The 13,850-nt window shown below is 73.4% G+C and carries 13 protein-coding genes; 9 read left to right on the top strand and 4 right to left on the bottom strand.

Features of this window, described 5'->3' with window-relative positions; all coding sequences use genetic code 11:
• The first annotated feature begins 54 nt into the window (after positions 1 to 54).
• The 4 genes from AB0924_RS14115 (at position 55) to AB0924_RS14100 (ending at position 4,912) form a co-directional block, all read left to right on the top strand.
• Entirely contained in the window at positions 55 to 1,377 is a 1,323-nt protein-coding gene (locus AB0924_RS14115) for a DUF692 domain-containing protein (protein ID WP_366911489.1), read from the top strand.
• Positions 1,378 to 1,482: 105 nt separating this feature from the next.
• Positions 1,483 to 2,253, top strand: a complete 771-nt coding sequence (locus AB0924_RS14110) for a DUF4142 domain-containing protein (RefSeq protein WP_358935094.1) — start codon at positions 1,483 to 1,485, stop codon at positions 2,251 to 2,253.
• 96 nt (positions 2,254 to 2,349) lie between these two features.
• On the top strand, positions 2,350 to 3,135 hold the full coding sequence (locus AB0924_RS14105) for a TIGR04222 domain-containing membrane protein (protein WP_366911488.1): 786 nt from the start codon (positions 2,350 to 2,352) through the stop codon (positions 3,133 to 3,135).
• A 145-nt stretch (positions 3,136 to 3,280) separates the two neighbouring features.
• Positions 3,281 to 4,912 carry an alpha/beta hydrolase gene (locus AB0924_RS14100; RefSeq protein ID WP_366911487.1) on the top strand — a complete coding sequence of 544 codons (1,632 nt, stop codon included), beginning with the start codon at positions 3,281 to 3,283 and terminating at the stop codon, positions 4,910 to 4,912.
• Here the strand turns inward: AB0924_RS14100 and hemQ are convergent.
• Positions 4,909 to 5,640: a hydrogen peroxide-dependent heme synthase gene (gene hemQ / locus AB0924_RS14095; protein WP_358935088.1), complete on the bottom strand. Its 732-nt coding sequence runs from the start codon at positions 5,638 to 5,640 to the stop codon at positions 4,909 to 4,911. The two genes, AB0924_RS14100 and hemQ, sit on opposite strands and share 4 nt — an antisense overlap.
• 4 nt (positions 5,641 to 5,644) lie before the next feature.
• Positions 5,645 to 7,099, bottom strand: a complete 1,455-nt coding sequence (gene hemG, locus AB0924_RS14090) for a protoporphyrinogen oxidase (protein ID WP_366911485.1) — start codon at positions 7,097 to 7,099, stop codon at positions 5,645 to 5,647.
• 174 nt (positions 7,100 to 7,273) lie between these two features.
• On the opposite strand from hemG, the gene AB0924_RS14085 reads away from it, so the two are divergent.
• Complete coding sequence (locus tag AB0924_RS14085; protein ID WP_366911484.1) at positions 7,274 to 8,239, top strand: DUF4349 domain-containing protein; 966 nt, start codon at positions 7,274 to 7,276, stop codon at positions 8,237 to 8,239.
• A 50-nt stretch (positions 8,240 to 8,289) separates the two neighbouring features.
• Entirely contained in the window at positions 8,290 to 9,690 is a 1,401-nt protein-coding gene (locus AB0924_RS14080) for an FAD-dependent oxidoreductase (RefSeq protein ID WP_358935082.1), read from the top strand.
• Positions 9,691 to 9,705: 15 nt separating this feature from the next.
• On the opposite strand, the gene AB0924_RS14075 is transcribed toward AB0924_RS14080, so the two are convergent.
• Positions 9,706 to 9,966 (bottom strand): hypothetical protein, encoded by a 261-nt coding sequence (locus AB0924_RS14075; RefSeq protein ID WP_358935282.1) that lies wholly within the window; start codon positions 9,964 to 9,966, stop codon positions 9,706 to 9,708.
• A 122-nt stretch (positions 9,967 to 10,088) separates the two neighbouring features.
• On the opposite strand from AB0924_RS14075, the gene AB0924_RS14070 reads away from it, so the two are divergent.
• On the top strand, positions 10,089 to 10,913 hold the full coding sequence (locus tag AB0924_RS14070) for a rhomboid family intramembrane serine protease (protein WP_358935080.1): 825 nt from the start codon (positions 10,089 to 10,091) through the stop codon (positions 10,911 to 10,913).
• A gap of 28 nt (positions 10,914 to 10,941) precedes the next feature.
• On the opposite strand, the gene hemE is transcribed toward AB0924_RS14070, so the two are convergent.
• Complete coding sequence (gene hemE / locus AB0924_RS14065; protein ID WP_366911483.1) at positions 10,942 to 12,009, bottom strand: uroporphyrinogen decarboxylase; 1,068 nt, start codon at positions 12,007 to 12,009, stop codon at positions 10,942 to 10,944.
• A gap of 96 nt (positions 12,010 to 12,105) precedes the next feature.
• Here hemE and AB0924_RS14060 point away from each other — a divergent pair, with 96 nt between their 5' ends.
• The gene (locus AB0924_RS14060; protein WP_366911482.1) at positions 12,106 to 12,783 is read left to right on the top strand and encodes a DUF3000 domain-containing protein; all 678 of its coding nucleotides are present in this window, start codon (positions 12,106 to 12,108) and stop codon (positions 12,781 to 12,783) included.
• A 281-nt stretch (positions 12,784 to 13,064) separates the two neighbouring features.
• A complete protein-coding gene (locus tag AB0924_RS14055; protein ID WP_250401061.1) occupies positions 13,065 to 13,724 on the top strand; it encodes a response regulator transcription factor in 660 nt (219 codons plus the stop codon).
• The last annotated feature ends 126 nt before the right edge of the window (positions 13,725 to 13,850 follow it).

Genomic DNA, 13,850 nt, shown 5'->3' with positions numbered 1-13,850 from the left:
TCGGGGACGCCCGCTGGGGCCATACCCCCGTCATTCGGAGGAGGGGGTGCGGGCATGCCGCGACTGGGGACGGGGATCGGCTGGCGGCCGGAGATCGCGGACGCCGTGGAGGCCATGCCGGGCATCGACTGGGTGGAGGTCGTGGCGGAGAACGTCTGCCCCGGCCACCTCCCGGAATCGCTGCTGCGGCTGCGCGAACGGGGCGTGACCGTGATCCCGCACGGCGTCTCCCTCGGCCTCGGCGGGGCCGAGCGACCCGACCCGGGGCGGCTGACGGCGCTCGCCGAGCGGGTGACGGCGCTCGGCGCGCCCCTGGTCACCGAGCACATCGCGTTCGTCCGGGCGGGCGGCGCGCTCACCGCGTCCCCGCCCCTGGAGGCGGGCCATCTGCTGCCCGTGCCGCGCACCCGGGACGCGCTCGACGTGCTGTGCGAGAACGTGCGGATCGCGCAGGACGCGCTGCCCGTGCCACTGGCCCTGGAGAACATCGCCGCGCTGTTCTCCTGGCCGGGCGAGGAGCTGACCGAGGGGCAGTTCCTGTCCGAACTGGTCGAACGCACCGGCGTACGGCTGCTGATCGACGTGGCCAACCTGCACACCAACCACGTCAACCGGGGCGAGGACCCGGCGGCGGCGCTCGCCGGACTGCCGGTGGAGGCCATCGCGTACGTGCACGTCGCGGGCGGCGTCGAACGCGACGGGGTCTGGCACGACAGCCACGCGCATCCCGTTCCGCGTCCGGTGCTCGACATCCTGACCGGCCTCGCGTCCCGCGTCGCGCCGCCCGGGGTGCTGCTGGAGCGGGACGACGACTTCCCCGAGCCGGCCGAGCTGGAGCGGGAGCTGGACACCATCCGGGCCGCCGTGGCGGCGGGGACGGCGCGCCTGGCGGGCGGGGCGGTGGAGCCGGGCGGCATCGACGACCCTGCCGTCGCCGGTGACCCGGCCGTGGCCGCCCCGGCTCCGGACCGGTCCGAGGTGCGGCAGCGGCTCGGTGTCGCGCAGGCCGCGGTGCTGTCCTCGCTGGTGGCCGGGACGCCGGTGCCGGAGGGGTTCGACCGGGCGCGGATGGGCGTGCAGGCGCGGGCCCTCGCCGCGAAGCGGGCGGACGTGGTGGCGAAGGTGGCGCCCGAACTGCCGGTGATCCTCGGGGACGGATACCGGCAGGCGTTCCTCGAGTACGCCCGGAGCCTGCCGATGAGCGGCGGCTACCGCCGGGACGCGCTGGACTTCGCGGGGCACCTGCTGAAGCTGGGCCGCCCGCGGGACCCGGGGACCCGGCGTGAGCTGCGGGAGTGGTGGCTGCACCGCGCGGGCCCGGCGCCCCGCCCCCGGGGGCTGGCGGCACGGGCGCGGGTACTGCTGCGCGGGGCCTGATCCGCCGGTCCGCCCCGGCCCACCGCCGTGACCCGTTCGTCCCGGCCGCCGCAGTAATATGCCAACCCCGCACCCAGCACACCGGAGTGCGGTGCAGGAGGCACCATGCGACCGCGACCCCCCGTCAAGGGCCGAGGCATATTCAGCGGCACCGGGCTCATCATCACGGCCCTCGCGGCGACCGCCGCGGCACTGCTCTTCCCGCTCTGGTCGTACGCCGACCGGCCGGGCGGTGCGGCCGGCGCGCAGGTTCTCGGCGCGCGCACCGTGACGACGCCGTACGGTCCGCTGTCCGAGCGGGACAGGGACTTCGTGACCAAGGTCCGGCTCGCGGGACTGTGGGAACTGCCGGCCGGCCAACTCGCCCTGGAGAAGGGCACCACTCAGGCCGTACGCGACGCGGGACAGCATCTGGTCGACGGGCACACGTCGCTCGACGCGCACGACCGCACCGTCGCCTCCCGGCTCGGCGTGCCCCTGCCCGACGAGCCCAACGCACAGCAGGAACAGTGGCTCGCCACACTGCGGGGCGCGCGCGGACAGGACTTCGACCGGCAGTTCGCCGCGCTGCTGCGCCTGGCGCACGGCCGGGTGTTCTCACTGGTCGCCGAGGTCCGCGCGGGCACCCAGAACTCGCTGGTCCGCGACCTGGCCGACGACGCCAACACGACCGTGCTGGACCACATCAAGGTCCTGGAGGCGACCGGGTACGTCGATTTCTCCGCGCTGGCCCGGGACCTCGCGGCCACCCCCTCCCCCGTGCCCACGCCCCCGGTCGGCGACGCCGGTTCCGCGGTCCCGGTCGCGCCCTCGCCGTCCGAGTCGTACTCCATGCCGCCCGCCGCCTCCAGCCCGTTGCCGATCGACGCCTCCTGACCTGCGAGGCAAACGGAACGTCACGCACCGGCGACACTCGGTCCGGATACTGGAACGGGCATGGTGTTTCCGAGGCGCCTGGCATAGAAACACGTCATGTTCTGGGTCCTTCTGCTGCTTCTGGCGTGGGCGTTCGCGGGCGTCGCGTGCACCCGGCTGTGCCTGGCCGCGGTCCGCTCGGCGGACCTCGACACCGAGGGCGTCCCCACGGACCAGGAGCGCGATCTGACGCTGTACGAGGCGGCGTTCCTGTCCGGCGGTCCGGCTCGGGTCGCCGACGTGACCATGGTCTCCATGGCCCGGCAGCGGCGGCTGCTGCTCGCCCACACCGGCTGGGCAACGGTGGTGGACCCGCGCGGCCGCGACGACATGGAGCGGTCCGTCATAGGGGCGATCGGGCCCGAGGGCCAGTCGAGGATCGCTCCGGTGCGGGCCGCCGCGGCCGGCGCCGAGGCCGTACGGCGGCTCGCCGACGGGCTGGTGCGCTCCGGACTCGCGGTGCCGGACGGCGCGCGGACCACGGTGGCGGACGGCGTCCGCCAGGTGCGCGCCGCCACGCTGGCCGTGTGCGCGCTGGCGCTGGCCGCCCTGCTGATACCCGCTCAGACCGGGATGCCCCGGTTCCTCGTCGCGCTGTGGTTCGCGCTGCCCCTCACGCTCACCCTGAGCTGTCTGGCCATCGCCCGGATCGAGGCGCACCCCTACTCGCGCTGGGCCTCCCCCGCCGGACAGCGGCTGCTGGGTGACCTGCCCCGGCGGCCGGCCCGTGACGGCGACGAGTGGTCCTTCCTGACGTCCGTCGCCGTGCGGGGCGTCCGGGCGGTCGGCGAACCGGAGTTGCGGGCGGCCTTCGCCCACCGCGACCAGCCCCGGGGGGAGTGAGACCGCCCTTCGGGGGCGCACCGGGGGCATTCCCGGCGACACCGCCGCCCGGTGCTTGCCTTCACCGGGACCCGAACGAAACATCCCTTGTGTGATCGTCGGGCCGTGGCAGCCGTGCCATCGCCGCGCACCGGAGGGATACGCGATGAGAGCTGCCGCCCTGTACTCGGCTGCCGGGTCCCTGCTCCTCGCGGCCTTGGCGGCGGCCCCGGCGGACGGCGCCGCCGACGCGCCGGGCGGGGCCGGGACGCGCGGTACCGCGGTGGCCGTCCAGCGGGCGCGGGAGGCCGGAATCGAGTTCACCGGGTGCGACGGCCGGGACGCGCCGCGGAGCCTTGAGTGCGGCACGGTGCGCGTCCCGCTGGACTACGCGAAGCCCGACGGCAAGCAGATCGAGCTGACCGTCAGCCGGGCCCGGGCCACCCACAAGGACCCGCGCAACAGCAAGCGGAAGGTGCCCCGGCAGGGCGCCCTCGTCTACAACCCGGGCGGCCCCGGCGCCTCCGGCATGTACTTCCCGATGGTCCGCACCCTGCCGGTATGGCAGCGGATCGCCGCCGCTTACGACCTCGTCGGCTACGCCCCGCGCGGGGTGGGCCGTTCGGCGCCGCTGTCCTGCGTCGAACCGAAGCTCTTCCTCCACGCGCCCAGCGACTCGCCGGCCCACCCCTCGGAGCGGTACAAGCGGCAGCGCATCGCCCGGGCCAAGGCGTACGCGCGCGGCTGCGCCAAGCGTTCGGGGAGCGGGCTGCGGTACTACAACTCGCTCAACAACGCCCGTGACCTGGACGTCCTGCGGGCGGCACTGGGCGAGGACCGGCTGACCTACATGGGCGCGTCGTACGGCACCTACTTCGGCGCGGTGTACGCGACGCTGTTCCCCTCGCACGTCCGGCGGATGGTGCTGGACTCCGCGGTGGACCCGGCCCCCCAGAAGGTCTGGTACCGCGCCAACCTCGACCAGTCCGCCGCGTTCGAGGACCGCTGGACGGACTTCCGCGAGTGGATCGCCCGGCACGACGACGTGTACCGGCTCGGCGACACCGCGGCGAAGGTGCAGGACAGCTACGACACCGCGCGCGGCCGGCTGGCGGGGAAGGCGGCGGGCGGCAAGGTGGGGCCGGGCCAGCTCCAGAACGCGTTCCTCCAGGCCGGGTACCACGACGACTTCTGGCCGAGCCGGGCCGCCGCGCTCTCGGCCTATCTGAAGGGCGACGCCAAGGCGCTGGTGGAGCTGGCCGCGCCGGACGCGGGCACGGCCGCAGAGGCGGAGAACTCGAGCGCGGTCTACACGGCCGTCGAGTGCAACGACGCGCCCTGGCCGACGGACTGGAAGGTGTGGGACCGCGACAACACCCGGCTTGCGCGCAGCGCACCCTTCGAGACCTGGGACAACGCGTGGATGAACCTGCCGTGCGCCTACTGGCCGGCCCCCCGGCAGCGGCCGCTGGACGTGCGGACGGGTCCCGGTGAGCTGCCGCCGGTGCTGATCCTGGCCGCCGAACGGGACGCGGCCACCCCGTACCCGGGCGCGCTGGAGATGAGCCGGCGGCTGGCCGGCTCGGCGCTGGTGACCGAGCGGGACGCCGGTACGCACGGCATCGGGGGCGGCCCCAACAAGTGCGTCAACGGCTACCTGGACGGCTACCTGCTCGAGGGCCGCGTCCCGGGGCGGCGCGCCGCCTGCGCACCGCGCCCGGAACCGAGGCCGAAGGCCCCGGCCTCTCCCACCACCGAGCGCCCCGGACGGGACGCCCTCAAGGGAAAGGCTTCTTAGGCCAGCCCCGCCACCAGATCGGCGATGTCCTTCCGCCGCCCGGTGAAGAAGGGGACTTCCTCACGGACGTGCCTGCGGGCCTCGGAGCCGCGCAGGTGGCGCATCAGGTCGACGATGCGGTACAGCTCGTCGGCCTCGAAGGCCAGCATCCACTCGTAGTCGCCGAGTGAGAACGAGGCGACCGTGTTGGCGCGCACGTCGGGGTAGCCGCGGGCCATCTTGCCGTGGTCGGCGAGCATGCGGCGGCGGTCCTCGTCGGGCAGCAGGTACCAGTCGTAGGAGCGCACGAAGGGGTAGACGCTCACGTAGTTGCGGGGCGTCTCGTCGGCGAGGAACGCCGGGATGTGCGAGCGGTTGAACTCGGCGGGGCGGTGCAGCGCCATGTTCGACCACACCGGCTCCAGCGCGCGGCCCAGCCTGGTGCGCCGGAAGAGGTTGTACGCCTCCTGGAGCTGGTCGCTGGTCTCGGCGTGCCACCAGATCATCAGGTCGGCGTCGGCACGGAGCCCGGAGACGTCGTACGTGCCGCGGATCGTCACGTCCTTCGCGGCGAGCTGGTCGAACAGCTCCTGGACCTCGTCGGCGTAGCCCGCGCGGTCCTCCGGGAGCACGTCCTTCAGCTTGAAGACGGACCACAGCGTGTAGCGGATGACCTCGTTGAGGTCCTTGGCCAGCTTGCCCTTGTTCGGGATCCTGCCGGTCTCGGTGGTGGGGGCGTCGTCACTCATGTTCCTATTCTCCCGCTCCGCCGTGCAGGCTCTGCACCGGGTCGGCCGTCAGCCTGCGCACACCGCTGAGGTCGCCGCCGAGCTGGTCGACGGCCGCGTGGGCGCTCGCGACACAGGCCGGGATGCCGACGCCGTCGTACTGCGCGCCGCACACCGCGAGGCCCGGCAGCTTGGCGACGTGCTCGCGGATGCGGGCCACGCGCGCGTGGTGGCCCACCGGGTACTGGGGCAGCCCGTCGGTCCAGCGGGTCACGCGGGTCTCCAGGGGCGTGGCGTCAAGGCCGGTGGCCTCGCGCAGGTCGTGCCGGGAGACGGCGACCAGCTCGGCGTCCTCGCGCTGGAGGATTGCGGTCTCGCCGTGCCGTCCGACCGAGGTGCGCAGCACGACGACGTCCGGGTCCTGCTCGGCGATCCAGCCCCATTTCCGGGAGGCGAAGGTGGACGCCTTGATGGTGCGGCCGTCGACGGGCGGCACCAGGAATCCGCTGCCCTCGGGCAGGGCGAGGCCGGTGCGGCGGTAGGCGAGGGTGATCAGGGCCATGGAGGCGTACTCGACGGCGGCGAGTTCGGCCGCGGCCTCCGGGGACTCGGCGCTCAGCAGCGCGGCGGCGGCCGGGGCGGGCACGGCGACGATCACCGCGTCGGCGTCCAGCACCCGCTCCCCCGCGGTGACCCGCCAGCGGCCGGACGCCTCCCGGCGCAGACCGGTCACCGGTGTGCGGCAGAGGATGTCGCCGCCGAGGGCGCGCACCGACTCGGCGACCGCGAGCGGCAGCCGTCCCACGCCGCCCTCGATGCCCATGAACACCGGCCCGGTCCGCCGGTTCGCCTCGGCCTCGGCCTGGATGCCGCGCACCACCTCGGTGAGGGAGTCGTGGTCGCGGGCCGCCCGGAAGAGCTGCGGGACGGCCGAGCGCATCGAGATGCGGTACGCGTCGCCCGCGTACACCCCGCCCAGGAGGGGTTCCACCAGCCGGTCGACGACCTCCCGGCCGAGCCTCGCCGCCACATACTCGCCGACCGCCACGTCGTCGCCGATCTCGGTGCGGGGCAGTTCGGCGTCGCGCCCGATGCGGGCGAGGCCCTCGTCGGACAGCACGCCGGCGAGGGCGTCGGCGGTGCCGGGGACGCCCATCACATGACCCTTGGGCATGGGGCGCAGGGCGCCGCGGGTCCAGATCGAGGCGGTCGCGGTGGCCGGCGGCTGGAGCCGCTCGGCGAGGCCCACCTCACGCGCGAGGGTGACCGCCTCGGGGCGGCGGGCCAGCATCGACTCGGCACCCAGGTCCACCCGGACGCCCGCGATCTCGCCCGGGAGCAGCTTGCCGCCGACCCGGCCCGAGGCCTCGAGCACGGTCACCCGGGCGCCCCGCCGCAGCAGCCGGTGGGCGGCCGCCAGCCCCGAGATCCCGGCTCCGATGACGACGACATGCCCCGAATGCGTACCCGTTGCGCTCATGTCCCCCACTCTCTCAGACCCCGCCGACAGGCCTGGCCCGGGCCGGTGTCCGGGACGAGTCCGGACCGTGACCGCTTCGGAACCGCCGCACCCCAACGTCCCGGCCCGCCCGGGCGTCGAAGGAGCGTCAGAGGTCATTTGCCGTCGTGTCTCACCGCTCCCGGGGGTACCGCCATGCGCACACCACGTCCCGTACGACCCGTCCGGGCCCTGACCGGGGTCCTGCTCGCCGCCTGCCTGGCGCTGGCCGGGTGCAGTGCCGCGGACGACTCGGGCGGCGAATCCGCCAAGTCCGCCGCGGACTCCGCGCAGCGGCAGGCGGGCGCCGGCGGCGGCAGGGCGGACGACGCGAAGTCCGCGCGCCGGGCGCCCGCGTCCGCCCCGAGCGCCGTCATCCGCACCGCCTCGCTCACCGTCGAGGTCAAGGACGTGCCCAGGGCCCTGGACCGGGCCCGTACGACCGCCGAGGACGCGGGCGGTTACGTCGGCCGCGAGAACACCGGCCGGGACGCCGACGGCCACGAGTACACGCGCGTGGTGCTGCGGGTGCCGTCCGCGCGGTACGACGAGGTCCTCGGCGATCTGCAGGGCGCGGGCCGGCTCGTCGAGCGCACCGCGAAGGCGCAGGACGTCACCGACCAGGTCGTGGACGTGGAGAGCCGGGTCAAGTCGCAGCGGGCGAGCGTGGCGCGCATCCGGACACTGATGGACCGGGCGACCAAGCTGAGCGACGTCGTCACCCTGGAGGGGGAGCTGAGCAGCCGGGAGGCCGACCTGGAGGCGCTGCTCGCCCAGCAGGCGTCCCTGAAGGACCGCACCAGCCTCGCGACCATCACCCTGTCGCTGTCCGGGACGCCCGTGAAGAAGGCCGCCGAGGACGACACGCCCGGCTTCGTGGACGCGCTGTCGGGCGGCTGGCACGCGTTCGTCACGATGCTGCGCTGGATCGCCCTGGTCCTGGGCGCGCTGCTGCCGTTCGCCGCGCTCGCCGCCCTGCTGGCCCTGGTGTGGGCGCGGCTCGTCCGGCCGCGACTGAGGCGCCGCCCGGAGCCGGTCCCCGCACCGGTGACTGCCGCACCGGGCCCGCTGCCGCACGCGCGCCCGGCGCCGGACCCGGCGCGCGAGCCCGGCCAGGACTGACGCGCGGGCCCGGCCGGGACCGAAATGGCCGCGCACCGTAGCGTGTTCACATGAGCATCGACGGTGGGCGGGACGGCAGGCGACGGCTGGTGGTCATAGGCGGCGACGCCGCGGGGATGTCCGCGGCGTCGCAGGCGCGCCGGATGTCGGGGCCGGACGAACTGGAGATCGTGGCCTTCGAGCGGGGCCACTTCAGCTCCTACTCGGCGTGCGGGATCCCGTACTGGGTGGGCGGTGACGTGCCGGAACACGATCAGCTCATCGCGCGCACCCCGGCGGAGCACCGCGCGCGCGGGATCGATCTGCGGATGCGCACGGAGGTCGTCGAGATCGACGTGGCCGGGCAGCGGGTACGCGCGCGTGACGTCGATTCCGGCGCGGAGTCGTGGACGTCGTACGACGGACTGGTCATCGCCACCGGCGCCCGTCCGGTCCGCCCCGACATGCCGGGCGTGGACGCGCCCGGCGTGCACGGGGTGCAGACCCTGGACGACGGCGAGGCGCTGCTGGACTCGCTGGAGCGTACGTCCGGCCGTCGCGCGGTGGTGGTGGGCGCCGGCTACATCGGTGTGGAGATGGCCGAGGCGCTGATCAACCGGGGTTTCGAGGTGACGGTCGTCAACCGCGGCAAGGAGCCCATGTCGACCCTGGACCCGGACATGGGCCGCATGGTGCACGAGGCCATGGAGGGTCTCGGCATCACCATGGTGAACGACGCCGAGGTGACCAAGCTGCTCACCGGCGAGGACAGCCGGATCCGCGCGGTGGCCACCGAGGACGCCGAGTACCCGGCGGACATCGTGGTCCTGGGCATCGGTGTGCGCCCGGAGACCTCGCTCGCCCGTGCGGCGGGACTGCCCGTCGGTGACCACGGCGGGCTGCTCACCGACCTCGCGATGCGGGTGCGCGGCCACGAGAACATCTGGGCGGGCGGCGACTGCGTCGAGGTGCTGAACCTGGTGTCGGGGCAGGAGCAGTACGTTCCGCTGGGCACTCACGCCAACAAGCACGGCCAGGTCATCGGCACCAACGCGGGCGGCGGCTACGCCACCTTCCCGGGTGTGGTGGGCACGGCGGTCAGCAAGGTCTGCGACCTGGAGATCGCGCGCACCGGCCTGCGCGAGAAGGACGCCCGGCGGGTGGGCCTGCGGTTCGAGACGGTCACCATCGAGTCGACCAGCCGGGCCGGCTACTACCCCGGCGCCTCCCCGATGACGGTGAAGATGCTCGCCGAGCGCGGCACGGGCCGGCTGCTCGGCGTCCAGATCGTCGGCAGGGAGGGTGCGGGCAAGCGGGTCGACATCGCGGCGGTGGCGCTGACCGCGCAGATGACGGTGCAGCAGATGACGGCCCTGGACCTCGGGTACGCCCCGCCCTTCTCACCGGTGTGGGACCCGGTCCTGGTGGCGGCGAGGAAGGCGGCGGCGAAGGTGCGGGCCGGTCAGCGGTAGGGCCCGTCGTCCGGATCAGGCCGTCGTGCTGATCCGCGGCAGGGAGGTGACGCCCCCGCCGGCCGTCACGGCCGCGGGCTGCTCCCCCGCGGGTTTGGCGTGCGAGGCGGACGGCCGGGTGGACCGCAGCCGGTAGCTCACCGCCTCGTCCAGCGTCACCGGCCGCTGCATCTGGGACGCCAGCCGCCCGGCCTCCTGACCGAGACGGGCGACGTCCTCCCAGGGAAGCCGTATCACCAGGGCCAGTTCGGCCTCGCCGTCGGGCAGCGCCTGCATCGCCGTCACCTGCGGAGCGTTCGCACTCATCGCCTGATCCTCACGTCGGTTGAGAGGAGATACGCGGCTCCGCCCGCCGGCGTTCACCGGTTCACGCGCCGTATCCCGGGCAGTAGTTCTGTGTGGTCATCCCCGTCCATGACGTGAATCCGGCGCGCCGCACCCCGTATGTGACGTACGCCCTCGTCGCCGTCAATGTCCTCGTCTTCCTGGTCACTCCCGGCACCGTCGGCTCGGTGCCGGGTTCGAGCGAGCTGGCGCGGCTCTGCGATCTGCAGGCCTTCATGGACCACTACGCGGCGGTCCCCAGAGAGCTGATCCACCATCAGATGCCCCGGGTGGTCCCGACCGGCGGCGTGGGCGTGGGACCGCACGGCCCTGGCTGTGTGGTGGCGCCGCCCGGCTACGACAAGTCGCCGGCGCTGTCCGTGTTCACGGCGATGTTCCTGCACGGCGGCTGGCTGCACCTGCTGGGCAACATGCTGTTCCTGATGATCTTCGGCAACAACGTCGAGGACCGGATGGGCCACATCCGCTACTTCCTCTTCTACGTCTTCTGCGGCTACGCGGCCGGATACGGCTTCGCGCTGCTCAACGCCACCTCCGCGGACCCGCTGATCGGCGCGTCCGGCGCGATCGCCGGTGTGCTCGGCGCCTATCTGGTGCTGTACCCGAGGGCGCGGGTGTGGGTCCTGGTGCCGTTCCTGGTCTTCCTGCCGCTGCGGCTGCCCGCCTGGCTGGTGCTGGGCTTCTGGTTCGGGCTGCAGGCGGTGTACTCCTCCGGGCACGGTGTGTCCGGCGCCGGGACGGTGGCCTACTCGGCCCACGTGGTCGGCTTCGTGGTGGGCATGCTGCTGGCCTGGCCGCTCAAACCGGGCACCCCGCCACCGCCCGAGCCGCGCCGCCTGGTGTTCGGCAGGCAGGCGCGGCCCCGTCAGGTGTGGTGAGCGGCGGGCGTGCGTTTCCCGGCCGCGCTCAGCGGGCGGTGCGGGTGTGGACGTAGTCCACGAGCCGGGTCAGCGCGTCCGGGTCGGTGTTCGGCATGACGCCGTGGCCGAGGTTGAAGACATGACCCTCGAGGCCGGCGGCCGCGTCGAGCACCTCGCCGGCCCGGGCCTCGACGGTGTCCTTGTCGGTGAACAGCACCGTCGGGTCCAGGTTGCCCTGGAGCGCCTTGCCGGGTCCGACGCGGCGGACGGCCTCGTCCAGCGGGACGCGCCAGTCGACGCCGACCACGTCGGCGCCGGCCTCGCCCATCAGCCCCAGCAGCTCGCCGGTGCCGACGCCGAAGTGGATGCGCGGGACGCCGTACCCGGCGACGGCGTCGAACACCTTCGCCGAGGCGGACATGACCGACTTCCGGTAGTCGGCCGGGGCCAGCGCGCCGACCCAGGAGTCGAACAGCTGGACCGCCGAGGCGCCCGCCTCGATCTGCACCTTCAGGAACGCGGCCGTGATGTCGGCGAGGCGGTCCAGCAGGTCGGCCCAGAGCCGCGGGTCGCCGTACATCATCGCCTTGGCGTTCTCGTACGTGCGTGACGGGCCGCCCTCGACCAGGTAGCTCGCCAGGGTGAACGGCGCCCCGGCGAAACCGATCAGCGGGGTCTCGCCCAGCTCGCGGGTGAGCAGGCCGATCGCCTCGGTGACGTAGGAGACGTCCTCGGGCGTGAGGTCGCGCAGCCGCGCCAGGTCGGCGCGGGTGCGGACGGGCTGCGCCACGACCGGGCCCACGCCGGGCTTGATGTCCAGGTCGAGGCCGATGGCCTTGAGCGGGACGACGATGTCGCTGAAGTAGATCGCCGCGTCCACGTTGTGCCGGCGCACCGGCTGCAGCGTGATCTCGGTGACCAGCTCGGGCCGCATGCAGGACTCGAGCATCGGGACGCCCTCGCGCACCTTGCGGTACTCGGGCAGTGAGCGGCCGGCCTGGCGCATGAACCACACGGGGGTGTGCGGCACGGGTTCACGCCTGCAGGCCTTGAGGAAGGCGCTGTCGTACGTAGCGGTCGGCTGCTTGCCCGTGGGGCTTCCGTTGGCACTCACGTCGGCAAGTCTCGCACGGCCGCGAAGCGAGAAGTGCGGCCGCCCTCAGGGGTGTCCTCCCTGCACCGGGGCGCTGTTCCCCTTACTCTTCCCCGCATGGCTGCGGCTCAGGGACGATCGTCGGACGGCGCTGAAGGAATGGACGACGCGAAGGACTCCGCTCAGGCGGAGAGCCGGACGGGCACGGCGGCGCCGCCGGCGTTCCGGGCCGCGGTCGACGCGCTGCGCACCACGCGCCTGCGGCCGCAGATCGAGGTGGAGCCGACGCCCGCCCCGCAGCGGCTCGCGCCCTTCGCGTACGCGCTGGAGGCCGCGGTGGTGGACGGTGACGAGGACCTGGCCGACGGCCGGCTGGTGCTGCTGCACGATCCGGCCGGGCACGAGGCCTGGCACGGCACTTTCCGGCTGGTGACGCTGGTGCGCGCGGAGCTGGAGGCGGAGATGGCGGCCGATCCGCTGCTGCCCGAGGTGTGCTGGTCGTGGCTGACGGGGGCGCTCCAGGCGCGCGGGCTGACGTACGGCGAGCCGAGCGGGACCGTCACGCGCGCGAGTTCGCACTACTTCGGCGGGCTGTCCGCGCGCCCGGCCGCCTCCCAGATCGAGATCCGCGCCTCCTGGACGCCCCGCGAGGGCCAAGGCGGGGTGCCGGACACCGCCGCCCACCTGGCCTCGTGGTGCGATCTGCTGGCCCAGGTCGGCGGGCTTCCGCCGGCCGGTCCGGGCGACGCCTCGGTGGTGACCCTGCCGCAGCGCAGGGGTCCGCAGTCACGGTGACCTGAGCACCGGCCGTACCGGATTCATCCTCCTGGGCGCCTTATTGACTCTCTCTTTGTCGATACGGCCACTTTCTGTGCTCGAATCGCATCGACCCGAACCGATTCGATCTTCGGATGATCGATCGCATGTCCGAATTGAACGGATTGTTACTCACTAGATCGTGATCATTCTCTAAAGGCGCACGGCTTTGCTGCCGAAGACGACTGTGACCCTGAAAGCACGTTTCGTCCCGGCTTCCTCCCCACAAGCCGGCCCCGTCCCCCCACCCAGGAGGCCTGGTGTCCGTTCTCCTCGAGCAGCCCGCAAGCCTGGTCGCCTACCGCCCGAACAAGCCGACCGCCATGGTGGTCGTGGCCGACCCGCGCGTCCGTTCCACCGTCACCCGCCATCTGTGGGCCCTCGGTGTGCGCGACGTGATCGAGGCCTCGTCCGTCGCGGAGGCTCGTCCCCGCATCGGCAACCCCCGCGACATCTGCGTCGCCGACGTCCACCTGCCCGACGGCTCCGGCCTGACCCTGCTGTCCGAGACCCGCGCCGCAGGCTGGCCCAACGGGCTGGCCCTCTCGGCCGCCGACGACATCGGCGCCGTTCGCAACGCCCTCGCCGGCGGGGTCAAGGGCTACGTCGTCACCGGAACCCGAACCAACATCGGCCTCCCCACCCGGCCCGGCGCCGCTCCCCTCGGTGCCGCCGCCCGTATGCACCGCCGCCCCCCGGGTGCCCCGAGCCACCCGGGCGGCTACCGCGAGCTGTCCGGACGGGAGGTCGAGGTACTCCGCCTGGTCGCCGAGGGGCAGTCCAACAAGGCGATCGGCGTCTCGATGGGACTGTCCGCGCTGACCGTGAAGAGCCACCTGGCCCGCATCGCCCGCAAACTCGGCACCGGCGACCGGGCCGGCATGGTGGCCGTGGCGCTTCGGACCGGCATCATCCACTGATCCCCACCGATTTCCCCATACGCCTCGTGAGCACATCATCCGTTCACTCATATGAACCGGCAGTTTCACCGGCCTGACTGGTTTACGACCCTGCGGCGCCCGTCGACGGAACGTTCCGTCGACGGG

The sequence above is a fragment of the Streptomyces sp. NPDC047869 genome (genome assembly GCF_040704065.1).
Lineage (GTDB): Bacteria > Actinomycetota > Actinomycetes > Streptomycetales > Streptomycetaceae > Streptomyces.
The sequence above is the reverse complement of the archived record's forward strand: the minus strand, read 5'-3'. Positions and strand labels throughout refer to the sequence as shown.